We start from the raw sequence: 23707 nt of genomic DNA, 5'->3' as shown, positions 1-23707 counted from the left end.
CACCTGAAGGAAGCTCTATGAGCGAAAAGTTACAAAAAGTGCTGGCGCGCGCTGGCCACGGCTCTCGCCGTGAAATCGAATCCATTATTGAAGCGGGACGTGTCAGCGTTGACGGTAAAATCGCCACGCTTGGCGATCGTGTTGAAGTCACTCCCGGTTTGAAAATCCGTATCGACGGTCACCTGATTTCGGTGAAAGAGTCGGCGGAACAAATTTGCCGCGTTCTGGCCTATTACAAACCAGAAGGTGAACTGTGTACCCGCAATGACCCTGAAGGGCGGCCAACCGTTTTTGATCGCTTACCGAAACTGCGCGGCGCGCGGTGGATTGCGGTAGGACGTCTGGATGTCAACACCTGCGGGCTATTGTTGTTTACCACCGACGGTGAACTGGCGAACCGCCTGATGCATCCTAGTCGCGAAGTTGAACGTGAATATGCCGTGCGCGTGTTCGGTCAGGTGGATGAATCGAAACTGCGTGATTTAAGCCGTGGCGTACAGTTGGAAGATGGCCCGGCGGCATTTAAGACCATTAAATTCAGCGGCGGCGAAGGCATTAACCAGTGGTATAACGTGACGCTGACGGAAGGGCGCAACCGCGAAGTTCGCCGACTGTGGGAAGCGGTAGGCGTTCAGGTCAGCCGTCTGATCCGCGTTCGTTACGGCGATATCCCGCTGCCGAAAGGCCTGCCGCGCGGCGGCTGGACTGAGCTCGACCTCGCGCAAACGAACTATCTGCGTGGTCTGGTAGAGCTCCCGCCGGAAACCTCGTCGAAGGTTGCCGTCGAAAAAGACCGTCGTCGTATGAAAGCGAACCAGATCCGTCGGGCGGTAAAACGCCACAGCCAGATAGCTGGCGGACGCCGCTCCGGTGGGCGTAATAACAACGGGTAATCTCTACCGCGGTCTATAGGCCGAGGATCATCAGACAAGAGGGTTTGTGCCGGATGGCGGCGCAAACGCCTTAATCCGGCCTACGGTTAATAATCAATTCCCATCTGGGCTTTTACGCCCGCGTCAAAAGCATGTTTAACCGGACGCAGTTCGCTGACGGTATCCGCAAGATCAAGAATATCCCGGTGACAGCCGCGACCTGTAATAATCACCGTCTGGTGACCAGGGCGCGCGTTTAGCGCGCTTATGACCTCTTCCAGCGGTAAATAGTCATACGCCACCATATAGGTCAGCTCATCCAGTACTACCATATCAAGCAGCGGATCGGCCAGCATCCGTTTCCCATGCTGCCAAACGGCCATACATGCTGCGGTGTCTGCCTCGCGATTTTGCGTCTCCCAGGTAAATCCCGTTGCCATCACCTGAAATTCGACGCCATGCGGTTCCAGCAGATTACGCTCGCCGTTGGGCCAGGTGCCCTTAATAAATTGCACCACGCCTACGTTTTTACCGTGTCCTACGGCGCGGGCGGCAGTTCCGAAAGCCGCCGTGGTTTTGCCCTTACCATTGCCAGTAAACACGATAATAATACCGCGCTCTTCCTGTGCCTGGGCGACACGGGCGTCAACCCGATCTTTTACCTTCTGCTGGCGCTGCTGATAACGTTCATCACTCATTGGGCGATTCCTGGTTTACGGCCCGGTTGGGCGTCAAAGGTCATACCGGTTTTACGGCGACTGTCGTCGCCCATAAGCCACAGGTAAAGCGGCATAATATCGGCAGGCGTTTTTAATTTCTGTGGATCTTCCGTCGGAAAGGCGCTGGCGCGCATACTGGTGCGCGTGCCGCCCGGGTTAATGCAGTTAACACGCAGAGAACGGTTCTGGTATTCGTCCGCCAGCACCTGCATCATTCCTTCAGTAGCAAACTTCGAGGTGGCATAGGCGCCCCAGTTGGCGCGTCCCTGACGGCCAACGCTTGATGACGTAAAGACCAGCGAGCCGGCATCGGACTTCAATAATAACGGTAACAGCGCCTGGGTGAGCATAAAGGTGGCGTTAACGTTTACCTGCATGACATCCTGCCAGATCTGCGGATCTTGTTCGCTCATTGGGCCGATTTCCCCCAGTAACCCGGCATTGTGCAGGACGCCATCCAGGCGGGGATAGTGCGCGGCGATGCGGTCGGCCACTTGCCGGCACTCTTCAGCGGTGCAGGTCAGCAGATCGAGCGTAAACCACTGTGGTTGAACATGTTGCTCGTCAGCAATGTGCTGCGCGACCCGACGCAGTTTCTCTTCGTTGCGTCCCAGCAGAATCACCGTTGCGCCGTAACGCGCATACGTGAGCGCGGCTTCCCGCCCAATGCCATCGCTGGCGCCAGTGACCAGAATAATGCGGTTTTGCAATAGATCTTGTTTCGGTTGGTAATGCATGGCTACTCCTCAACGGTGTGGTGCACCGTCCTGCCAGGTTGTCTTATCTTCGCGTTAACTTTTCGGGTTTATGCCTGAAAGCGCCTTTTTTTTCAATCAGACAGGGGCGATAACGCCGTAAAATGAACGTCTTGTCATACTTTTTCTTCCTCAACAGGCATACGGATGAAGAGAGACTGACTTCGATGCCTGTTGTACACTGAGCGCAAGTCGCGTTATTTAATCAAGGTGGGAGTCGTGGAATTGTTGTCTGAATATGGCTTATTTTTGGCAAAAATCGTCACCGTTGTGGTGGCCATTGCCGTCATTGTGCTGCTGATCGTGAATGCTACGCAACGCAAACGTCAGCGCGGCGAGCTGCGCGTGACCAATTTGAGTGAGCAGTATCAGGAGATGAAGGATGACCTTGCTGCGGCGTTGATGGATGGCCATCAGCAAAAACTGTGGCATAAAGCGCAGAAAAAAAAGCATAAGCAGGAGGCGAAAGCCGCCAAAGCGAAAGCGAAGCTGGGGGACATTGCGACATCGGACAAACCGCGCGTATGGGTGATAGATTTCAAAGGCAGTATGGACGCTCACGAAGTTAATGCGTTACGCGAAGAGGTCACGGCGGTGCTGGCAGTGGCGAAACCCGGCGATCGGGCGGTTGTGCGTCTGGAAAGCCCCGGTGGCGTTGTGCACGGCTATGGCCTGGCGGCATCGCAATTGCAGCGCCTGCGCGATAAAAATATTCCGCTGACCGTGACGGTGGATAAAGTCGCGGCAAGCGGAGGCTATATGATGGCCTGCGTGGCGGAAAAAATTATCGCGGCGCCGTTTGCTATTGTGGGGTCAATTGGTGTTGTCGCGCAAATCCCGAACTTTAACCGCTTTCTCAAAAGTAAAGACATTGATATTGAACTGCATACCGCAGGGCAGTACAAACGTACCCTGACTTTGTTAGGCGAGAATACGGAAGAAGGGCGGCAGAAGTTTCGTGAAGATCTCAACGAAACGCACCATCTGTTCAAAGAGTTTGTGCAGCGGATGCGTCCGGCTCTGGACATTGAACAGGTCGCCACGGGCGAACACTGGTACGGTCAGCAGGCGCTGGAGAAGGGACTGGTTGATGAGATTAACACCAGCGATGAGGTTATCCTCGGCCTGATGGAAGGGCGCGAGGTGCTGAATGTGCGCTATATGCAGCGTAAAAAACTGATCGATCGTGTTACCGGCAGCGCGGCGGAAAGCGCGGATCGGCTGCTGCTGCGCTGGTGGCAGCGTGGACAAAAGCCGTTGATGTAAACCGCTATTGCCGGATGGCATTCAGCGCCATCCGGCATGGATTAATCAACCAGGTGATACTTCTCAGACAGCACATGCGCCAGGTGTTTAAACATGTTAAACACCGCGGTGCTTTTAGGGGTCGGTAACCCTTGCTCGTCTAAAAAGTAATCGCCGCTGAAAACCAGCACGCCATTTCTCTGCGTTACGCCGGTGGCGACAATACCTGCCATCGTGTCTTCATGTTCCCGAATAATTTTGTTGGCTTCAAGCAACAGTGTTTCGCGATCGATAGGTTGCGTCTCTTTATGCATTTTTTACTCCTTAAACAAGGAGATTAGTCTACGCTGAGCACTTCTGATGGGCAAATATTCTCACAGGAAATTGATGGATTTGTCATGTTGCGTTCACTGGCAAGATTTGTTTTTGCATGCTAATAAAGTTGCGTATCGAATTTTATCAGGTACAGTGTGACGCTTTCGTCAATCTGGCAACAGAATTGCTTGACATTCGACCAAAATTCCGTCGTGCTATAGCGCGTGTGTGCAAAAAAGCCTGTTAACTCAGTCACCTGAGGGTTACATTTCGTACACAAAGCCAGTACAAGGGGTTGATATCCGCAGACGCAGAGACCATATATCGTTGTCTCGTCGCCAGTGGAAGGTGAATCAACGTGCGACGCATTCCTGGAAGAATCAACTTAGGTAAAGGTGAATATGGGTAAAGCTCTTGTCATCGTTGAGTCCCCGGCAAAAGCCAAAACGATCAACAAGTATCTGGGTAATGACTACGTGGTGAAATCCAGCGTGGGTCATATCCGTGATTTGCCGACCAGTGGCTCAGCAGCTAAAAAGAGCGCCGACTCTACCTCCACCAAAACGGCTAAAAAGCCCAAAAAGGATGAACGTGGCGCTCTCGTCAACCGTATGGGGGTTGACCCGTGGCACAACTGGGATGCGCACTATGAAGTGCTGCCCGGTAAAGAGAAGGTCGTCTCTGAACTGAAACAGTTGGCGGAAAAAGCCGACCACATCTATCTCGCAACCGACCTTGACCGCGAAGGGGAAGCCATTGCATGGCACCTGCGGGAAGTGATCGGCGGCGATGACGCGCGCTACAGTCGCGTAGTCTTTAACGAAATAACCAAAAATGCCATTCGCCAGGCGTTTGAACAGCCGGGCGAGCTGAACATTAACAGGGTCAACGCCCAGCAAGCGCGCCGCTTTATGGATCGCGTGGTAGGCTATATGGTCTCGCCGCTGCTGTGGAAAAAGATCGCCCGTGGTTTGTCGGCAGGTCGCGTTCAGTCTGTCGCGGTCCGTCTGGTCGTTGAACGCGAGCGCGAGATTAAAGCGTTTGTTCCGGAAGAGTTCTGGGAAATTGACGCTAATACGACGACGCCGTCTGGCGAGGCACTACCGCTACAGGTGACGCATCAGAACGACAAGCCATTCCGGCCGGTAAATCGCGAGCAGACGCTTGCCGCCGTCAGCTTGCTGGAAAAAGCGCGCTATAGCGTACTGGAGCGTGAAGACAAACCGACCAGCAGCAAACCTGGCGCGCCGTTTATCACCTCCACGCTACAACAGGCGGCCAGCACCCGGCTGGGCTTTGGCGTGAAGAAAACCATGATGATGGCGCAGCGTCTGTATGAGGCGGGCTACATCACCTATATGCGTACCGACTCCACCAACCTGAGTCAGGATGCGGTCAACATGGTGCGCGGTTATATTGGCGATAATTTCGGCAAGAAATACCTGCCGGATAACCCGAACCAGTACGCCAGCAAAGAAAACTCTCAGGAAGCGCACGAAGCGATCCGTCCTTCCGACGTTGCTGTCATGGCGGAGTCTCTGAAAGACATGGAGGCTGACGCGCAGAAGTTGTATCAGCTAATTTGGCGTCAGTTTGTCGCCTGTCAGATGACGCCAGCACAATATGACTCCACTACGCTTACCGTTGGCGCAGGCGAATTCCGTCTGAAAGCGCGTGGGCGTATTTTGCGCTTTGACGGCTGGACAAAAGTGATGCCGGCGCTGCGTAAAGGCGATGAAGATCGCACATTGCCTGCCGTGAATAAGGGCGATGCGCTGACGCTACTTGAATTGACGCCTGCTCAGCACTTTACTAAACCGCCAGCCCGTTTCAGCGAGGCTTCTCTGGTTAAAGAACTTGAGAAGCGTGGTATTGGTCGTCCGTCTACCTATGCGTCGATTATCTCGACCATTCAGGATCGCGGCTATGTTCGCGTTGAAAACCGTCGCTTCTATGCGGAAAAAATGGGTGAAATCGTCACCGACCGGCTGGAAGAAAACTTCCGCGAATTGATGAACTACGATTTTACCGCGCAGATGGAAGATAGTCTGGATCAGGTTGCGAATCACCAGGCCGAGTGGAAAGCGGTACTGGATAACTTCTTCAGCGATTTTACTCAGCAGCTCGATAAAGCCGAGAAAGATCCGGAAGAAGGGGGGATGCGTCCTAACCAGATGGTGCTGACCAGCATCGACTGTCCAACCTGTGGCCGTAAAATGGGAATTCGTACTGCCAGTACGGGGGTTTTCCTTGGTTGTTCAGGTTATGCGCTTTCGCCGAAAGAGCGTTGTAAAACGACCATTAACCTGGTGCCGGAAAATGAAGTTCTGAACGTGCTGGAAGGCGACGACGCCGAAACCAACGCCCTGCGCGCCAAGCGGCGCTGTCAGAAGTGCGGTACGGCGATGGACAGCTATCTGATCGATCCGAAGCGTAAATTGCATGTGTGTGGTAATAACCCGACCTGTGACGGCTACGAGATTGAAGAAGGCGAGTTTCGCATCAAAGGGTATGACGGCCCGATCGTTGAGTGTGAGAAATGTGGTTCCGAAATGCACCTGAAAATGGGGCGTTTTGGTAAGTACATGGCCTGTACTAACGACGAATGTAAAAATACCCGTAAGATCTTGCGTAACGGCGAAGTTGCGCCGCCGAAGGAAGATCCTGTTCCATTACCGGAACTGCCGTGTGAAAAATCGGACGCGTACTTTGTGCTGCGCGATGGCGCCGCAGGGATATTCCTGGCGGCCAATACGTTCCCGAAATCACGCGAAACTCGCGCGCCATTAGTCGAGGAGCTGTACCGGTTCCGCGATCGCCTGCCGGAAAAACTGCGTTATCTGGCGGATGCGCCGCAGCAGGACCCGGAAGGTAATAAAACCGTTGTTCGCTTTAGCCGCAAAACAAAACAGCAGTACGTTGCGGCGGAAAAAGACGGGAAGGCGACGGGATGGTCAGCGTTCTTCGTCGACGGCAAGTGGGTTGAAGGCAAGAAATAACCCCTGCCTGTCGTCACTATAGTCAAGCGGGCCGCGTAAGCGGCCCTTTTTTATATCCCCTTCATATTTAAAGTGGCTTATGTGTTGGCTACGGATTACTCGGCCCATCCATGGGCTCGCCCTGACGGGCCGTCGCACGCGACGTTCAAATCTGCTCCCGGCAGATTTGTCGCTCACCCCAGTCACATCGTTATCTATGCTTCTGGGAACTCACTCCCTTGCCGCCTTTAAGCAACTCGAATTATTTTGGGTATAGCGGGCTTATTATTTTATCGCGCTGGCTATACAGTTCAGATATAAATGATATAGTGGTTATAGTTAACACCTTTTTTATTATTAAATCGTATTAGCAGCCCGATTAAGTCTGCAGATAAACGATGGCCTGATGGCGCTAATCTGGATGATGTATTATGAAATTGCAGCAGCTTCGTTACATTGTTGAAGTGGTTAATCATAACCTTAACGTCTCCTCTACCGCTGAGGGGTTGTATACTTCCCAGCCGGGGATCAGCAAGCAGGTTCGGATGCTGGAAGATGAGCTTGGCATCCAGATTTTCGCCCGCAGTGGTAAGCATCTGACTCAGGTGACGCCCGCAGGTCAGGAGATTATTCGTATTGCGCGTGAGGTGCTTTCCAAAGTCGATGCCATTAAGTCGGTCGCCGGCGAGCACACCTGGCCGGATAAAGGCTCGCTCTATATTGCCACTACCCATACTCAGGCGCGTTATGCATTGCCAGGCGTGATTAAAGGCTTCATCGAGCGTTACCCGCGCGTTTCGCTGCATATGCACCAGGGGTCGCCAACGCAGATTGCGGAAGCGGTATCGAAAGGGAACGCCGATTTCGCGATTGCCACGGAAGCGCTGCATTTATATGACGATCTGGTGATGTTGCCATGCTATCACTGGAACCGTTCGATAGTGGTGACGCCGGATCATCCATTGGCGGCAACGTCTTCCGTAACGATCGAAGCGCTGGCGCAGTATCCGCTGGTGACGTATACCTTCGGCTTTACCGGGCGTTCCGAACTGGATACCGCTTTTAATCGCGCAGGATTAACGCCGCGGATCGTCTTTACTGCAACCGATGCGGATGTGATTAAAACGTATGTCAGGTTGGGACTGGGCGTTGGCGTCATTGCCAGCATGGCGGTCGATCCGCTTGCCGATCCTGATTTAGTGCGGATTGACGCGCACGATATTTTTAGCCACAGCACCACAAAAATTGGTTTTCGCCGTAGTACTTTTTTACGCAGCTATATGTATGATTTTATCCAGCGTTTTGCGCCACATCTGACGCGTGATGTGGTGGATACGGCGGTGGCGTTGCGTTCTAATGAAGAAATTGAAGCGATGTTTCAGGATATAAAGCTGCCTGAAAAGTAATATCACCGTCGGTTTGTGTCGTAGTGGCATGGCAGACAAAGCCGCCTTTTGCAATATCCCTCGAAGTATTACGGGTAATGATCAGCAAAATAGTGTTGAATTACCCGTCCCGCCAGTTTCTTTTTCCAAATAGTTATCTTGAGTCAAAAGATTGATTTATTCACTGGCAACGATTCGTAAATTGACTGGATTTTTGACTAAAGTTTATTTAGGATTTGTCTCATCTGATGATTAATTGTACCGATTGTTTGGTGCTGAAATGATAAGTGATACCGATAGCATGAGGTTAGTAATGCCTTCTGAAAACCAGGAACCGCGCCGCGACCCTGAGCTCAAACGTAAAGCATGGCTGGCGGTTTTTGTGGGTTCTGCGTTGTTCTGGGTAGTGGTAGCGCTTGTTATCTGGCATTGGTGGGGCTAAGTGAGCATTACGTCGGAACGCGAGCGCGTGGTCGCGCCCCCGATTCAATCTGGTGACGATGATAACACCCCGGATACGACCGTTTTTCGGTCTGTTCCGCAACACTGGACGCCCACACCGCAGCAGCGGGCATTTATTGATGCTTTTGCTGACGAGGTGTCACAAAAATAATATTCGTCTTTTTATTGGCGTTACTGTTTTATTAACGCTGTCTTATTACACCGCAGCAACCGTGTGCTGAGCGCCTCTCAGTATTGATTAAACACAGTTGGTGTCGCCTATGTTAACGTCAAATATAAAGTATTGGTCATGGACTGGCGCGTTTATATTATCGCTACTGTTCTGGGCCGAGTTAATCTGGATTGCCGTCTAATCTCGTCAAAGCCCGATAATGCGTTATTTATCGGGCTTTTTCATCTTCGCTTCTCGCCTGTTAGGTTTCTCCTCTTTTAGCAATTTGGGTTGTTATCAAAACGTTACATTTTGTTTGTGTTATCTTTAATACAACCCTGTGGAGAATCAGGGTAACGCAACCCTGTCATTTAAGGAGGAGCTATGTCGTCAACCCTACGAGAAGCCAGTAAGGATACATTGCAGGCCAAAGATAAAACGTATCATTACTACAGTCTGCCGCTGGCTGCCAAATCCCTGGGCGATATCGCCCGTTTGCCCAAATCACTTAAAGTGTTACTGGAAAACCTGTTGCGCTGGCAGGACGGCGAATCTGTGACTGATGAAGATATTCAGGCGCTGGCCGGTTGGCTTAAAAATGCCCATGCCGATCGTGAAATTGCCTGGCGGCCCGCCCGTGTCCTGATGCAGGACTTTACCGGCGTGCCTGCCGTTGTCGACCTGGCAGCGATGCGTGAAGCCGTTAAACGCCTCGGCGGCGATACGTCGAAAGTGAACCCGTTATCGCCGGTTGATCTGGTTATTGACCACTCTGTGACGGTCGATCATTTCGGCGATGATGATGCGTTTGAAGAAAACGTGCGGCTGGAAATGGAACGTAACCATGAGCGTTATATGTTCCTGAAATGGGGAAAGCAGGCATTCAGCCGTTTCAGCGTGGTGCCGCCCGGCACCGGCATTTGCCATCAGGTTAACCTGGAATACCTGGGTAAAGCCGTCTGGAGCGAATTACAGGACGGGGAGTGGATTGCTTACCCGGACTCGCTGGTGGGGACTGACTCCCATACGACCATGATTAATGGTCTGGGCGTATTGGGGTGGGGTGTGGGTGGTATTGAAGCGGAAGCGGCGATGCTTGGTCAGCCCGTGTCGATGCTTATCCCGGATGTCGTCGGCTTTAAGTTAACCGGTAAGCTTCGGGAGGGGATCACCGCCACTGACCTGGTGCTCACCGTCACGCAAATGCTGCGTAAGCATGGCGTCGTGGGTAAATTTGTTGAATTTTATGGTGACGGTCTGGATTCGCTGCCGTTGGCGGATCGCGCGACTATCGCTAATATGTCGCCGGAATATGGCGCCACCTGTGGTTTCTTCCCCATTGACGCCATCACCCTGGAATATATGCGATTAAGCGGACGTAGCGACGATCTGGTCGAGCTGGTTGAAACCTACGCGAAGGCGCAGGGAATGTGGCGTAATCCCGGTGACGAACCGGTATTTACCAGTACGCTGGAACTGGATATGGGCGATGTCGAGGCCAGCCTGGCCGGGCCGAAACGCCCGCAGGATCGCGTGGCGTTAGGCGATGTGCCGAAAGCCTTTGCCGCCAGCGCCGAGCTGGAGCTGAATACCGCGCAAAGAGATCGCCAGCCGGTTGACTATACGATGAACGGACAGCCATATCAGCTTCCGGATGGCGCTGTCGTCATTGCCGCCATCACCTCCTGTACGAATACCTCGAACCCCAGCGTGCTGATGGCGGCGGGATTACTGGCGAAAAAGGCAGTAACGCTGGGGTTGAAGCGTCAACCGTGGGTCAAGGCTTCTCTGGCGCCGGGGTCAAAAGTGGTATCTGACTATCTGGCGCAGGCCAAACTTACGCCTTATCTGGATGAGCTCGGTTTTAACCTGGTCGGTTATGGCTGTACGACCTGTATCGGGAACTCCGGTCCGTTGCCGGAGCCTATTGAGACCGCGATTAAAAAAGGCGATCTGACGGTAGGGGCCGTGCTTTCCGGTAACCGAAATTTTGAAGGGCGTATCCATCCGCTGGTGAAAACGAACTGGCTGGCGTCGCCGCCGCTGGTGGTCGCGTATGCGCTGGCCGGAAACATGAATATTAACCTCGCGACAGACCCGCTGGGGTACGATCGTAAAGGCGATCCGGTATACCTGAAGGATATCTGGCCTTCGGCGCAGGAAATTGCCCGCGCCGTTGAACTGGTATCATCAGATATGTTCCGTAAAGAGTATGCGGAAGTGTTTGAGGGCACGGAAGAATGGAAATCGATTCAGGTTGAATCGTCCGATACCTACGGCTGGCAGTCGGATTCAACCTATATTCGCCTGTCGCCTTTCTTTGATGAAATGCAGGCCCAGCCTGCGCCAGTCAAAGATATCCACGGCGCGCGTATCCTGGCGATGCTGGGCGATTCGGTGACGACCGACCATATTTCCCCGGCCGGCAGTATCAAGCCGGACAGTCCCGCCGGACGCTATCTGCAAAACCACGGCGTTGAGCGGAAGGATTTTAACTCCTATGGATCACGGCGCGGCAACCATGAAGTGATGATGCGCGGTACGTTCGCCAATATTCGTATTCGCAACGAAATGCTGCCCGGCGTCGAAGGTGGCATGACGCGGCATTTACCGGGTACGGAAGCGATGTCGATTTATGATGCTGCGATGCTCTACCAGCAGGAAAAAACGCCGCTGGCGGTAATTGCCGGGAAAGAGTATGGGTCGGGATCGAGCCGTGACTGGGCGGCAAAAGGTCCGCGGCTGTTAGGTATCCGCGTGGTGATCGCCGAGTCGTTCGAACGTATCCACCGCTCAAACCTGATTGGGATGGGGATCCTGCCGCTGGAGTTTCCACAGGGCGTAACGCGTAAAACGCTTGGACTGACCGGGGAAGAGGTGATTGATATCGCGGATCTGCAAAACCTGCGCCCTGGCGCGACCATTCCGGTGACGTTAACGAGATCGGACGGCAGCAAAGAAACGGTGCCTTGCCGCTGTCGCATTGATACCGCCACCGAGCTGACTTACTACCAGAATGACGGCATCTTGCACTATGTCATTAGAAATATGCTGAACTAAAGCCGTTTATCGGGCCTGCCGTAAACAGGCAGGCCCGCGCTTTAATACCGGTGGCTTACTTACTTAGTAGGTGGCCCATTTTGGCCGCTTTAGTATCGAGATAATGCTCATTATTTGGATTACGACCCACAATGAGCGGAACGCGTTCCACGATATTAATTCCCGCCTCGGTCAGTATTTCGACTTTCTTCGGATTATTGGTCAGCAGGCGAACTTCATCCACGCCGAGTAATTTGAACATATCCGCGCAAAGGGTGAAATCACGCTCATCGGCGGCAAAGCCGAGCTGATGATTGGCCTCCACCGTGTCATAGCCTTGATCCTGTAACGCATAAGCGCGAATTTTATTAAGCAGGCCGATATTGCGGCCTTCCTGACGGTGGTAAATCAGAATACCGCGTCCTTCTTCCGCAATATGCGTCAGCGCGGCTTCCAGTTGAAAACCACAATCACAGCGCAGACTAAAAAGCGCGTCCCCGGTAAGACATTCGGAATGAACGCGAGCCAGTACCGGCGTTTTACCTGAAATATCGCCAAAAACCAGCGCGGCATGGTCGTGTCCGGTTGCCAGTTCTTCAAATCCCACCATCAGAAAGTCACCCAATGGGGTTGGCAGTTTGGCTTCTGCCACACGTTTAAGCTGCATGTATTTCTCCAGATTATGCTGACGCCTGCGGTGTCGTCGCCTGTTGGCTTGTATCCCGCTATTTTGCCATAAGGCGGCGGACATCACCTAATCACTACCACGTAATTGCTCAGGAATGGCACAAATTTGTCAATTTTCCAGTCCGGCGAGAATTTTCAGTTATGATTGTGATACTTACTTATAAAAGGAGCATCCATGCTTTCAATTGCGAGGCGCACCGCGGCAGGCGCCGCCCTGTTGCTTATCATGCCGCTTGCCGTATGGGTATCAGGCTGGCAGTGGCAGCCAGGACATCAGGTCTGGTGGCTAAAAACGCTATTCTGGATAACGGAAACCGTGACCAAACCCTGGGGCGTTATCACGCATGTGATTCTTTGTGGATGGTTCTTATGGTGCCTGCGATTTCGCCTGCGCGCCGCCATTATGCTGTTTGCGATTCTCGGTGGGGCGATTATCGTCGGGCAGGGCGTGAAGTCATGGGTAAAGGAGCGCGTACAGGAGCCGCGGCCATTTGTGGTCTGGCTTGAAAAAACGCACCATATTCCCGTCGATGAGTTCTACACTTTAAAGCGTACAGAACGCGGACATTTAGTGAAAGAGCAGTTGGCCGGGCAACAGAACATCCCCGTTTTCCTGCGTCAGCACTGGCAAAAAGAGACGGGCTTTGCGTTTCCCTCCGGACACACCATGTTTGCAGCGAGCTGGGCGCTTTTGGCCGTGGGTCTGTTATGGCCGCGCAGACGGACTTTCACCATCGCGTTTTTGTTAGTCTGGGCGACCGGCGTAATGGGCAGCCGTTTGCTTCTGGGAATGCACTGGCCGCGAGATTTAGTGGTCGCCACGCTCATCTCCTGGCTATTAGTTACCCTGGCGACCTGGCTGGCGCAGCGAATTTGCGGGCCGCTTATGCCGCCTCGCGAAGAAGCGCAAGAAATTGCTGAACGCGAGCAGGAAAGCTGACAACGGTTGATTTTCTGACTATTGCCCTTAAATCATCTGATGGTGGGCGCATTTCCATTTCGCGCGAGGCGGGAAAATGGTAATTTAGAAGGCTGGATGCGGTAAGTTGGACACGATTTATTCGCGCAAACCACATAACGGGAAGTAATGTGAAATATTTACTCATTTTCTTACTGGTATTGGCGATTTTTGTTATTTCGGTGACGCTGGGCGCGCAGAATGATCAACAGGTGACGTTTAACTACCTGCTGGCGCAAGGGGAGTATCGTATCTCCACGTTGCTTGCTGTGCTGTTCGCCGTCGGTTTTGCGATTGGCTGGCTGATTTGCGGCCTGTTCTGGCTGCGGGTCCGCGTTTCCCTTGCCCGCGCTGAACGTAAAATTAAACGACTGGAAAACAAGCTCTCGCCAGCAACCGACGTTGCGGTCCCTGCCGATTCGTCGGTTGTAAAGGAATAATCATTTATGTTGGAGTTGTTATTTCTGTTGTTGCCTGTAGCCGCTGCCTATGGGTGGTATATGGGTCGCAGAAGTGCGCAACAAACAAAACAGGATGAAGCTAACCGCCTGTCGCGCGATTATGTCGCAGGGGTTAACTTCCTGCTGAGTAACCAACAAGATAAAGCGGTGGATCTGTTCCTCGATATGCTTAAAGAGGATACGGGCACCGTTGAGGCTCATCTCACTCTCGGTAATCTGTTTCGCTCACGCGGCGAAGTCGATCGCGCCATTCGTATTCATCAAACGCTCATGGAAAGCGCTTCATTGACCTATGAACAGCGTTTACTGGCTGTTCAGCAACTGGGGCGCGACTATATGGCCGCCGGTTTATATGACCGCGCGGAAGATATGTTTAACCAACTTACCGACGAAACGGAATTTCGCGTAGGCGCGTTACAGCAGCTCTTGCAAATCTATCAGCTAACCAGCGACTGGCAAAAGGCGATCGAAGTAGCAGAACGGCTGGTGAAACTGGGCAAAGATAAACAGCGTATCGAAATCGCCCACTTTTACTGTGAGTTAGCGTTACAGCAGATGGGCAACGACGACATGGATCGCGCGATGGCGTTGCTGAAAAAAGGTGCCGCCGCAGATAAAAATAGCGCCCGGGTGTCTATCATGATGGGGCGCGTTTATATGGCGAGAGGGGATTACGCCAAAGCGGTCGAAAGCCTGCAACGTGTGATCGTTCAGGATAAAGAGCTGGTCAGCGAAACGCTGGAGATGCTGCAAACCTGTTATCAACAGCTCGGTAAAAATGCCGAGTGGGCGGAGTTTTTACGTCGCGCCGTTGAGGAGAATACCGGTGCTGGCGCTGAGTTAATGCTTGCCGATATTCTGGAAGCACGTGAAGGTAGTGACGCAGCTCAAGTCTATATCACGCGTCAGCTACAGCGACATCCTACCATGCGGGTGTTCCATAAGCTGATGGATTACCATCTCAACGAGGCGGAAGAAGGGCGAGCGAAAGAAAGCCTGATGGTACTGCGTGATATGGTTGGCGAGCAGGTGCGCAGTAAACCGCGGTATCGTTGTCAGAAATGCGGTTTTACCGCCTATACCTTGTACTGGCACTGTCCGTCCTGCCGGGCATGGTCGACCATTAAACCTATTCGCGGACTTGATGGGCAGTAGTATATAAAAAAAGCCTCGCTTTAGTTACAACATACTTAATGACATAAAACAAGAAACGACGCTAGCATCGGCGACCAGGGCTTATCAGGTTGTCAATCGAACCTGTTAATTTCCCTGCGCCGCAGGTAGAATGCACGCCGTTTATCCAATTTGCGCCACTTCCGGTGCCCATCATCAAGAAGGTCTGGTCATGACGTTTACTGCTTCATCTTCTTCCTGCGCTATTACTGAATCGCCTGTCGTTGTGGCGTTGGATTACCATGAACGCGATAAAGCCCTGGCGTTTGTCGATAAAATCGATCCTCGCGATTGTCGCTTAAAAGTGGGCAAAGAGATGTTCACGCTGTTTGGTCCACAGCTCGTTCGGGATCTCCAGCAACGTGGGTTTGATGTCTTTCTTGATCTAAAATTTCATGATATTCCCAACACCACGGCCCGGGCGGTCGCCGCTGCGGCAGACCTGGGCGTCTGGATGGTAAACGTTCACGCGTCTGGCGGGGCGAGAATGATGGCCGCAGCGCGCGACGCGCTGGCGCCATTCAGTAAAGATGCGCCGTTGCTCATTGCCGTGACCGTGTTGACCAGTATGGAAACCAGCGATCTACACGATCTGGGCGTGACGTTGTCACCGGCGGAACATGCGGAGCGGCTGGCGCGCCTGACGCAGCAATGCGGGCTGGATGGCGTGGTCTGTTCCGCTCAGGAAGCTGTCAGATTTAAACAGGCCTTTGGCGCTGCATTTAAGCTAGTGACGCCGGGCATTCGGCCCGCAGGCAGCGAGGCAGGCGACCAGCGACGCATTATGACGCCCGAACAGGCATTATCCGCTGGCGTTGACTATATGGTGATTGGCCGCCCGGTTACGCAATCGGTAGATCCGGCGCAAACGCTGAAGGATATTAACGCGTCACTGAAACGGGAGGCATAATGAGCGATTCCAATAGTCGTCTGGTTTATTCAACGCAGACGGGGCGCATTGAAGAACCTAAAACGGCGCCGGTTCGTCCCAAAGGGGATGGTATCGTTCGCATTCAGCGTCAAACCAGTGGCCGTAAGGGTAAAGGCGTATGTTTGATTACCGGTATCGAGATGAATGATGCGGAATTAACCAAACTGGCGGCTGAACTGAAGAAAAAATGCGGCTGTGGCGGGGCAGTAAAAGAAGGGATTATTGAAATTCAGGGTGATAAACGCGACTTGATAAAATCATTGCTGGAAGCTAAAGGAATGAAAGTAAAATTAGCTGGCGGCTAATGAAAACGCCACGGTTGTAAATTACCGTGGCGTAAAAGTCAACTTTGTCTATTTTTGTAATCCAGACCTGAAAAGAATAAACGTATTATTTTGAGCCGTTCAATATTTAAACGTCTGGATTATTTTCCAACCTGGTGACCAATCACGCCGCCGACCGCCGCGCCGCCCAGGGTGCCTAATGTACTGCCGTCCGTTAACACTGCGCCGCCTAACGCCCCCGCACCTGCGCCAATAGCCGTGTTGCGATCGCGCTTGGACCAGTTTGAGCAGGCGCTCAGAGACATTGCTACGGTGATTGCCAGCACAGCAGCGGCCATTTTTTTGCTCGTCATAAACATAATACTCTCTCCTGAATTAACGATTCACGGAATTAAGCTCACTATAACTATAGTTAAAATAAAACCTGTTAAGAGATTTTCCGTAAAACCTGATTGCGCAGGGGTATATCACGCAGGTGATAGTCACTTCCTGTTATTTCGCTAATATTAATTTTACGACGTTACGCTCGTTACAACAGGTAAATAGTCTTAATTGGGATGTCAGAAAAGTCTTAGAGAGAGGATGATTTGCCATAGGGCAAACCATCGGGAAATATTTTAAACGGATGAGCCAATAACATTGACTAGCAGCCCCGCATGTTCTAACTGCATTTGATCGCTGGCGGAAATTTTGGAATCCGTAATGACACGATGGAAGCGAGAGAGCGGGCCCAGGGGATAGGGATGCACACAGCCAAATTTGGAGCTGTCGGTGAGGACAATCGCTTCTGAGCCTTTTTCCAGAACAGCGTTAACCACATCCGATCGCATCATGTCGCGTCCGGTAAAACCGGTATCAGCCTGCCAGCCATCAATACCGATAAATGCTTTGCTGAAATGCACTTGATGGATAAACTGTCGCGTCAACGGCCCTACCATGCTTTCACTTTTTTTCTGATAGATTCCACCGAGGAGAATGACTTCGCAAGGGGTCTCTTTGAGCAGGTGCGCGATATAACTGCTCACGGTGATGATCGTGACATCTTTTTGTTCCGCCAGCGTCCGGGCCAATAGCGCATTGCTGCTGCCATTTTCAATAAAAACGGATTCCCCTGGACTGACCAGCGAGGCGGCGAACTCCGCCAGTCGGCGTTTTAGCGTGTAGTTCGTCATCATGCGAGTCTCTACGTCATCGCTCTCAAGCGAAACGGCGAAACCGTGCGCACGGCGTAAATAGCTCTGCTTTTCCAGGGTATTCAGATCCTGACGAATCGTGACTTCAGATACGCCGGTAATTTTCGCCAGTTCAGCAACGCTCATCTGGCCTTTATCAACCACCATTTGCAAAATTGATTGTTGTCGGGAGTTCATAGTATTAATTTTATTCGTTAAGAGGAGTCAACAGACAGTCAGAGAGCCGGGAAGGGCTAACGGCCATCCCGGACAAATAATCGCTATCAGATTTCCCAGGGCGACCCGGGAGCCTGGGATGGCGAGATACCGTCTTTAACCTGATCTAACAGCTCTGCTCTCAATATTTCAAGGTTATTGATGGCCGAGTGGTAATCGCCAGCAACAAGGATATCCAGCACGGTATCAATGCGTGCGGCAATTCGTTGTGCTTCGATATCAGACATGTTTGTCATCCTTAATGTCAGAAAAGGTTTCAATTCATGATGCAGAAATTAATCTGAAAAGAGAAGGGAAAAATAGGGCTATGCCTGTCTGCACAGGCTGTTCTCCCTATTATCGTCGCCATTAACGCATTTTTTTCGTCTGATAACGTTTGTACCAGCGTTCAAAAGAAACGGCGGGCATAGGTTTGGCGAATAAAAAGCCCTGTCGTTCATTGACGCCGTTTTTTGTCAGGAAGGCATCTTCTTTAGCATTTTCTACACCTTCGGCAATCACTTGTAAATTTAGCGCCTGAGCCACCGCGACAATCGCCCTAACCAGAGATTGCGACAGCGGTTGCTTATGGATATCTCTGACGAAAGCCTGATCCAGTTTAACGGCATCAATAGGGAACCGGGCGAGTTGAGAAAGCGAAGAATACCCTGTGCCAAAATCATCCAGATGAATCTGGGCGCCGAGCTGACTAAATTGCTGGATAACCGATAGCGCCAGCGTGTCGTTTTCGATCAGGCAGCTTTCCGTTAGCTCGACATCGATCGGGCAATACTCAAAATTCAGATCGTACAAAGCCTGTTTAAGCGCAGTAAAAAGCGTCTGGTCGGCCAGTTGTCGCGCCGAAAAGTTAACGGCTACGCGCAAGTTAATCCCCTTATCGCGCCATTTCGCAATCTGGCGAACTACATCCAGAATCACCCAGCGGCCCAGCGGGACGATGAGTCCTGACTCTTCGGCGTATGAGATGAACTCCAGCGGCGGAATTAATCCGCGTTCCGGCGATTGCCAGCGTACCAGCGCTTCCAGGCTACGTACTTCGCCGCGCCAGGTAATTTTGGGCTGATAGTGAATAAGTAACTGGTCGTTTTCCAGCGCTTTTCGCAGGTTTGTATCCAGCCAGTGATAGTCAAATACGCGCTGATTCATTTCCGGCGAAAAAACGCAGAACTGACCGCGGCCGCCTTCTTTGGCGTTATACATTGCGGTGTCGGCAGTGCGAATGAGACTTTCGCTGTCCTGTCCGTGCCGGGGGGCCAACGAAATGCCAATGGCGCATCCCGTGTAAACTTCAATGAGTCCAATACGAAACGGTTGCCGCAGACGGGTAAGGATTCGTGAGGCTACTGCTTCCAGCGCGGCCTGAGACGTATGGGCAGCGAGGACAATGAATTCATCTCCCCCCAGTCTGGCCAGCAATTGATCTTCCTCCAGACAACTCAACAGCGCCAGCGAAACGGCCTGTAAGAGCTGATCGCCAAACATATGCCCATAGGCGTCATTAATTTTCTTGAAGTTATCCAGATCGAGATAAACGATACCCACCTGCGACTCGCCAGCCGAGGCAATAGCATGATTAATAAATTCATGAATAGCATTGCGATTGGGCAGGCCGGTGACGGTGTCTGTATTCGCCAGTATGCGTAAACGCTCCTGAGCCCGCCTTTCTTCGGTGATATCCGTGCCTGCGCAGATCAGGAAAATTTCGTTTTTTCCGCTACCGTTATGGACGAATTTATTACGAAATAAGAACAGGCGTTGGCCTTTACGGGTCTTTATCCAGCGTTCGATTTCATAGGCATTGCCATTGCGAAAAAAATTCTCAATGTAGTGTCGGGAGGCAACCGCCTCCCGGCGGCTCATAAATAATTTAAAGACGCTTTGACCAATTACATCTCGCTCTTTTAAGCCTGTGTACTCTTCGCATAACCGATTAAATCGACAGATTTTTCCCCGACTATCCAGTATCGCAATGACTGAGTTGGCTTCTGATACGATTTGCTCGGCAAAAGAGAGCTCCTGCGCCTGCGTTGGCGAGACGGCAGGCGTATCAGGCCAGGTTGCCAGGCTGCCAGCCCATTCACGGTTATTAATCTTACGGCCTACCAGGTGCACAGCGGTAACCTGTTTTTCTATCAACAACGTTATCAGCAGACTGGACGTAATCGCCGTTATTTCCCGGATACGCCCGGCTTGTTCCGGCGATAGCTCAACCGTTTTTTCTGCATCCGTTTCACCTGTCGGGGAGAGATACAGCACGTTGCGGTCATCAGCCAGACGCCAGTGAGAGTGAAGGGGATTTAGCGCCGTTTGTTCCTGAATCTGTTTCATCATGCGTACCATCCCATTTAAGCGCCAGGTGCCCGAAAAGAAAGGTTAGCCATGTTATAAATAAGGGTAATTATGGCTGAACGTATTGTTTTATCTATGTATTCATATGTAATCCAGATTCTGGAAAAAGCATAGTCGCCAGCTAAAAATAACAAGAAATGGGGCGCTTGAATAAGATTAAACTTAGAGCATGACGGAAGGGAGAAGAAGAAAAGAAACGGCCTTTGCCTTCTCAGCAAAGGCCGTTGAGTGAGCTAAGCGTGGTTACGCTGCCGGTCGGGCAATAATGCTGCGGGTTTCCATGCGAACTTCCGCAATAGTGACATCAATGACATCCGTCACTTTATAAACCGTCTCACCTTTAATCTGTACCGTACCGTTTTCCTGGCTGCATACCAGTTCATCGCGAACGGCGTGCAGGAACGGGGCAGGGATAAAGGCGATAGCGCCGTTATCGACCAGTCGCACGCGCATACCACCGCGGCTGACGTCAATAATTTCTGCCGCGAAACGGGTATTTGTCCCCGCCTTATCGTTAAGGAAGCGTGCATATAACCAGTCGCCGACATCGCGCTCCGCCATGCGGTTCAGGCGACGGCGTTCCGCCATTTGTTGGGTGATATCTTCCTGCGGACGCGCAATAGCTTCCCCCTTGATGACCGCTTTCAGCAGGCGATGGTTAATCATATCGCCATACTTACGGATAGGAGAGGTCCAGGTGGCGTAAGCCTCAAGACCAAGACCGAAATGCGGCCCCGGCTCGGTGCTGATTTCCGCAAAAGACTGGAAGCGACGAATGCGGCTGTCAAGGAAACCGGAGGGCTGCGCATCCAGTTCGCGACGCAGTTTACAGAAGCCTTCCAGCGTCAGCACCTCTTCGGCATCGACATGCAGACCATGCGTTTTCAGCAGCGCGGCCAGCGCGTCGGCATTCGCGGGATCGAAGCCCGTATGTACGTTGTAAATACCGAAACCGAGCTTATCGCGCAGTACGCGCGCGGCGCAAAGGTTAGCGGCGATCATCGACTCTTCTACGATACGGTTAGCGATACGGCGCGGTTCCGCCACAATATCCAGTACTTCGCCTTTTTCGCCAAGCACAAAGCGGTAATCCGGGCGGTCTTTAAAGACTAACGCATGATGATGACGCCACTCACTGCGGCTTAGACAAATACGGTGCAACAGACGAATCTGCTGGGCAATGCCTTCGTTATCCGGCTGCCAGGTGCCGTTATTTTCCAGCCAGTCGGAGACATTGTCGTACGCCAGCTTGGCCTTCGATTCGATGGTGGCCGCAAAAAAGGCGATATCATCGTCAATGGTGCCGTCCGCGGCGATTATCATGCGACAGGCGAGCGCCGGACGCACTTCGTTGGCGCGCAGCGAACACAGATCGTCAGACAGCTCACGCGGCAGCATAGGAATATTGAAGCCCGGCAGGTAGTTGGTGAAGGCGCGAATTTTCGCTGTGTTATCCAGCTTACTGCCTTCGGCAATCCAGGCGGTAGGATCGGCGATAGCCACCGTAAGCTGGAGTCTGCCGTCCGCTAATTCCTCAGCATATAGCGCGTCATCCATATCTTCAGTGCTGGCGCTATCGATAGTGACGAAATTCAGCGCGGTCAGATCCTGACGCTCTAGCCCTTCGTCAAGCATCTCCGTCGCTACGCCGTTCGGCGCTTCTTTTTCCAGGTTGTGGCGGGCAAGCGTAACCCACCAGGGAACAAAGTGATCGTCGGCAAAGGTGATGTACTGCGTTAAATCGGCGTAAAACGAACGGTCGCCTTTAAGCGGATGGCGGCGCATTTCGGCAACCGCCCAGTCACCTTCTTTGAACTCATGCTGAACGCCGCGCGCGGCGCGGCAGGGAATCGCGTCTTTCAGCAACGGATGATCCGGCACGATGGACAGGCGGTCATTTTTACCCTGAACTTTTCCCACAAAACGCGTCAGGAACGGTTCGATCAGTTCTTCCGGCTCGGCAGACTCACGTTCTTTTTCCGTGTGGATGACCGCGACGATACGATCGCCATGCATCACTTTTTTCATCTGCGGCGGAGGAATGAAATAGCTTTTTTGCGCGTCAACCTCAAGGAAGCCAAAGCCTTTTTCCGTGGCTTTTACGACCCCTTCAGCGCGCGGCGTCTGGGAATGCAGTTGCTGTTTAAGCTGCGCTAGCAGCGGGTTGTCCTGAAACATATTCGTCTATTTTCGTAGCCAAAAGAGCGGCTGACAGTTTTACGCGATTCTGCCTGGCGCAGCAAGCGCTCTTTCAGTAATGGATGAGTTAATAGGTTTCGCCCAACGCGATTTTTAAACGATTTAACCATCCGCACACGCCGCACCAGCCTAACATATTAATGGCCTGCTCCGATGAAACTCCCCTGGTGAGTAGCGGGAAAAAATGCGCGGCGCTAAAGCGATCGGGCGCTCTGGTGAGTCATTGTATCGCCTGTGTCAGCGCAGGCTCAAGTTCCCAACGAGCGATGTCGTCGTCTTCCTGGCGTAACGTGATGACAGCGCGACGCCACGCGCCAGGTTGGGTTGCCTGTTCGTTAAAGCAGGCGGCGCTGCCGTTGATACGTGATGTGAGGAGCGTGATAAGTGGAAGTAAAGAAGGGGGCGATGCAGTGTGTAATGTGCTGGTCAGTATGCGTTCGAGTAACGCGAATGAAGACGGATCGCGCATGAGTACCGGCGCCATCATTTGGCATTGTGAAGACGAATATTGCCGCCGAACTTTGGTATGGGCTGGAGGATATTCTACCAGACTGGCGGCGGGCCGCCATATCGTCTGGGGGTTTTGAAACCGCGCGGCCCTGGCAAAGCGCTGCATCTCCTGGCCGGGCAGTTCGCGCACGGGCAGACGGCAAAACGCCTGAAATATCGCCGCTACCCGCGCCTGAAAACCGATAAACCCAATGATCTGATTGATGAGTACGGTATCCCGGGCGGTTAATCCCACCTCTGCAAGCTGTTCGCGGGCCCGCGTATTGATAACGGAGGGGGAGCCGGCAAGCTGACGAGCGTATTGCGTAATTTGCGCCAGCCGTTGATTGCTCTCTCTTGAGGCGTCAGGGCCAGGTAGCGGCGCCAGACGCGCGGCATAATAGCGACACAAACGCTGAACCCCAAATACCTGAGCGGCGGTCAGCGCGGTGCTCATACGTTCATAGGCGCTAAACGTATGAAGCCGGTCGTTGAGAACCGTGCGGGGAAATAAGACATCCGCCAACTGGCGAGCGGGCTTTAACCATGACTCAAAAGGCGTCAACGCGGTTTCTGCTACCGTTAAATCCAGTAAAAAACGATCGTTAACATACGCGGCTTCCGGCATTAGCGAAAGCGGGGTTTGTGACGACATAGTGGATTGTGTTTCATGATACCAGTGGCTTTTACCCGCTTTTCGGCATTGTTCCATAGGGTTTCCCGAGGATGAAATGGCGATCGATAATGATTCGGCGTCGGATCGTTTATGCTGGATTATCCTGGCGTATGCGGGAAAGGGATGAAAGATTGTTAGGTGATAACAAATATCAGAACGCTATATAACGA

The 23707-nt window shown here is 52.4% G+C and carries 19 protein-coding genes and 23 other annotated features; of the genes, 10 read left to right on the top strand and 9 right to left on the bottom strand.

From position 1 onward, the window contains the following. Positions 1-6 precede the first annotated feature (6 nt). Positions 7-12 (top strand) — a ribosome-binding site (putative RBS for yciL; RegulonDB:STMS1H001902). Beyond that, positions 7-893, top strand: a protein-coding gene (gene yciL, locus STM1719; RefSeq protein NP_460678.1) for a putative ribosomal large subunit pseudouridine synthase. Within the gene, positions 18-893 belong to an annotated coding region; the region does not span the whole gene. (Overlaps the previous feature by 6 nt.) An 86-nt stretch (positions 894-979) precedes the next feature. On the opposite strand, the gene btuR is transcribed toward yciL, so the two are convergent. Both btuR and yciK read right to left on the bottom strand, forming a co-directional pair. Next, positions 980-1583 (bottom strand): cob(I)alamin and cobinamide adenolsyltransferase gene (gene btuR, locus STM1718; RefSeq protein ID NP_460677.1). Within the gene, positions 980-1570 belong to an annotated coding region; the region does not span the whole gene. Beyond that, positions 1567-2339, bottom strand: a protein-coding gene (gene yciK, locus STM1717; RefSeq protein NP_460676.1) for a putative oxoacyl-(acyl carrier protein) reductase. Within the gene, positions 1567-2328 belong to an annotated coding region; the region does not span the whole gene. Before yciK ends, btuR begins: the two co-directional genes overlap by 17 nt. Beyond that, positions 1578-1583: a ribosome-binding site (putative RBS for btuR; RegulonDB:STMS1H001901), on the bottom strand. (Overlaps the previous gene by 6 nt.) Continuing rightward, positions 2334-2339: a ribosome-binding site (putative RBS for yciK; RegulonDB:STMS1H001900), on the bottom strand. Its footprint lies within the gene yciK. Before the next feature lie 214 nt (positions 2340-2553). After that, positions 2554-2559 (top strand) — a ribosome-binding site (putative RBS for sohB; RegulonDB:STMS1H001899). Between yciK and sohB the strand changes: the two genes are divergently transcribed. Continuing rightward, positions 2554-3612 (top strand): putative peptidase gene (sohB, locus tag STM1716; RefSeq protein NP_460675.1). Within the gene, positions 2566-3612 belong to an annotated coding region; the region does not span the whole gene. (Overlaps the previous feature by 6 nt.) A 41-nt stretch (positions 3613-3653) precedes the next feature. Here the strand turns inward: sohB and yciN are convergent. Continuing rightward, positions 3654-3917, bottom strand: a protein-coding gene (gene yciN, locus STM1715) for a putative cytoplasmic protein (protein ID NP_460674.1). Within the gene, positions 3654-3905 belong to an annotated coding region; the region does not span the whole gene. Beyond that, positions 3912-3917 (bottom strand) — a ribosome-binding site (putative RBS for yciN; RegulonDB:STMS1H001898). Its footprint overlaps the gene before it by 6 nt. Before the next feature lie 381 nt (positions 3918-4298). Further along, positions 4299-4304: a ribosome-binding site (putative RBS for topA; RegulonDB:STMS1H001897), on the top strand. On the opposite strand from yciN, the gene topA reads away from it, so the two are divergent. The 3 genes from topA to acnA all read left to right on the top strand — a co-directional run bounded on the left by topA (position 4299) and on the right by acnA (position 11942). After that, positions 4299-6905 (top strand): DNA topoisomerase type I, omega protein gene (gene topA / locus STM1714; protein ID NP_460673.1). Within the gene, positions 4308-6905 belong to an annotated coding region; the region does not span the whole gene. (Overlaps the previous feature by 6 nt.) 216 nt (positions 6906-7121) lie before the next feature. Further along, positions 7122-7130 (top strand) — a -35 signal (putative -35_signal for cysB; RegulonDB:STMLTH004500). Then, positions 7122-8290, top strand: a protein-coding gene (gene cysB / locus STM1713; protein NP_460672.1) for a transcriptional regulator for cysteine regulon. Within the gene, positions 7316-8290 belong to an annotated coding region; the region does not span the whole gene. (Overlaps the previous feature by 9 nt.) Beyond that, positions 7138-7146: a -10 signal (putative -10_signal for cysB; RegulonDB:STMLTH004500), on the top strand. It overlaps the preceding gene by 9 nt. Beyond that, positions 7302-7307 (top strand) — a ribosome-binding site (putative RBS for cysB; RegulonDB:STMS1H001896). A gap of 968 nt (positions 8291-9258) precedes the next feature. Continuing rightward, positions 9259-9264, top strand: a ribosome-binding site (putative RBS for acnA; RegulonDB:STMS1H001895). Continuing rightward, positions 9259-11942 (top strand): aconitate hydratase 1 gene (acnA, locus tag STM1712; RefSeq protein ID NP_460671.1). Within the gene, positions 9267-11942 belong to an annotated coding region; the region does not span the whole gene. (Overlaps the previous feature by 6 nt.) Before the next feature lie 55 nt (positions 11943-11997). Here the strand turns inward: acnA and ribA are convergent. Beyond that, positions 11998-12600 (bottom strand): GTP cyclohydrolase II gene (ribA, locus tag STM1711; protein NP_460670.1). Within the gene, positions 11998-12588 belong to an annotated coding region; the region does not span the whole gene. Continuing rightward, positions 12595-12600, bottom strand: a ribosome-binding site (putative RBS for ribA; RegulonDB:STMS1H001894). It overlaps the preceding gene by 6 nt. A gap of 172 nt (positions 12601-12772) precedes the next feature. Continuing rightward, positions 12773-12778 (top strand) — a ribosome-binding site (putative RBS for pgpB; RegulonDB:STMS1H001893). Here ribA and pgpB point away from each other — a divergent pair. From pgpB to yciH, 5 genes are all read left to right on the top strand, one after another. Beyond that, positions 12773-13548 (top strand): phosphatidylglycerophosphate phosphatase B gene (gene pgpB / locus STM1710; RefSeq protein NP_460669.1). Within the gene, positions 12784-13548 belong to an annotated coding region; the region does not span the whole gene. It overlaps the preceding feature by 6 nt. A 137-nt stretch (positions 13549-13685) precedes the next feature. Then, positions 13686-13691: a ribosome-binding site (putative RBS for yciS; RegulonDB:STMS1H001892), on the top strand. After that, positions 13686-14006 (top strand): putative inner membrane protein gene (gene yciS, locus STM1709; RefSeq protein NP_460668.1). Within the gene, positions 13698-14006 belong to an annotated coding region; the region does not span the whole gene. (Overlaps the previous feature by 6 nt.) Continuing rightward, positions 13998-14003, top strand: a ribosome-binding site (putative RBS for yciM; RegulonDB:STMS1H001891). (Overlaps the previous gene by 6 nt.) Next, positions 13998-15182, top strand: a protein-coding gene (yciM, locus tag STM1708) for a putative N-acetylglucosaminyl transferase (RefSeq protein ID NP_460667.1). Within the gene, positions 14013-15182 belong to an annotated coding region; the region does not span the whole gene. The genes yciS and yciM overlap by 9 nt, the downstream gene beginning before the upstream one ends. Positions 15183-15361: 179 nt before the next feature. After that, positions 15362-15367: a ribosome-binding site (putative RBS for pyrF; RegulonDB:STMS1H001890), on the top strand. Then, the gene (gene pyrF, locus STM1707; protein ID NP_460666.1) for an orotidine-5'-phosphate decarboxylase occupies positions 15362-16110 on the top strand. Within the gene, positions 15373-16110 belong to an annotated coding region; the region does not span the whole gene. (Overlaps the previous feature by 6 nt.) Further along, positions 16102-16107, top strand: a ribosome-binding site (putative RBS for yciH; RegulonDB:STMS1H001889). It overlaps the preceding gene by 6 nt. Beyond that, positions 16102-16436, top strand: a protein-coding gene (gene yciH, locus STM1706) for a putative translation initiation factor SUI1 (RefSeq protein ID NP_460665.1). Within the gene, positions 16110-16436 belong to an annotated coding region; the region does not span the whole gene. The genes pyrF and yciH overlap by 9 nt, the downstream gene beginning before the upstream one ends. A 119-nt stretch (positions 16437-16555) precedes the next feature. Here yciH and osmB read toward each other — a convergent pair. The 5 genes from osmB to yciW all read right to left on the bottom strand — a co-directional run bounded on the left by osmB (position 16556) and on the right by yciW (position 23573). Then, positions 16556-16848, bottom strand: a protein-coding gene (gene osmB / locus STM1705; RefSeq protein ID NP_460664.1) for an osmotically inducible lipoprotein. Within the gene, positions 16556-16774 belong to an annotated coding region; the region does not span the whole gene. After that, positions 16783-16788, bottom strand: a ribosome-binding site (putative RBS for osmB; RegulonDB:STMS1H001888). Its footprint overlaps the gene before it by 6 nt. Then, positions 16814-16822 (bottom strand) — a -10 signal (putative -10_signal for osmB; RegulonDB:STMLTH004499). Continuing rightward, positions 16840-16848 (bottom strand) — a -35 signal (putative -35_signal for osmB; RegulonDB:STMLTH004499). A gap of 184 nt (positions 16849-17032) precedes the next feature. Then, positions 17033-17785, bottom strand: a complete 753-nt coding sequence (yciT, locus tag STM1704) for a putative deoR family regulatory protein (protein ID NP_460663.1) — start codon at positions 17783-17785, stop codon at positions 17033-17035. A gap of 387 nt (positions 17786-18172) precedes the next feature. Continuing rightward, the gene (gene yciR, locus STM1703; RefSeq protein ID NP_460662.1) for a putative PAS/PAC domain protein occupies positions 18173-20164 on the bottom strand. Within the gene, positions 18173-20155 belong to an annotated coding region; the region does not span the whole gene. Further along, positions 20159-20164: a ribosome-binding site (putative RBS for yciR; RegulonDB:STMS1H001887), on the bottom strand. (Overlaps the previous gene by 6 nt.) Before the next feature lie 252 nt (positions 20165-20416). Continuing rightward, positions 20417-22533, bottom strand: a protein-coding gene (gene rnb / locus STM1702) for an RNase II (protein ID NP_460661.1). Within the gene, positions 20417-22351 belong to an annotated coding region; the region does not span the whole gene. Beyond that, positions 22353-22358 (bottom strand) — a ribosome-binding site (putative RBS for rnb; RegulonDB:STMS1H001886). (Overlaps the previous gene by 6 nt.) Further along, positions 22498-22506: a -10 signal (putative -10_signal for rnb; RegulonDB:STMLTH004498), on the bottom strand. Further along, positions 22525-22533 (bottom strand) — a -35 signal (putative -35_signal for rnb; RegulonDB:STMLTH004498). Before the next feature lie 59 nt (positions 22534-22592). Next, positions 22593-23573: a putative cytoplasmic protein gene (gene yciW / locus STM1701; protein NP_460660.1), complete on the bottom strand. Its 981-nt coding sequence runs from the start codon at positions 23571-23573 to the stop codon at positions 22593-22595. Positions 23574-23707: the final 134 nt, after the last annotated feature.

This window comes from Salmonella enterica subsp. enterica serovar Typhimurium str. LT2 (genome assembly GCF_000006945.2).
GTDB lineage: Bacteria > Pseudomonadota > Gammaproteobacteria > Enterobacterales > Enterobacteriaceae > Salmonella > Salmonella enterica.
Note: the sequence above shows the minus strand (reverse complement) of the source record. Positions and strands in the feature narration are given on the sequence as shown.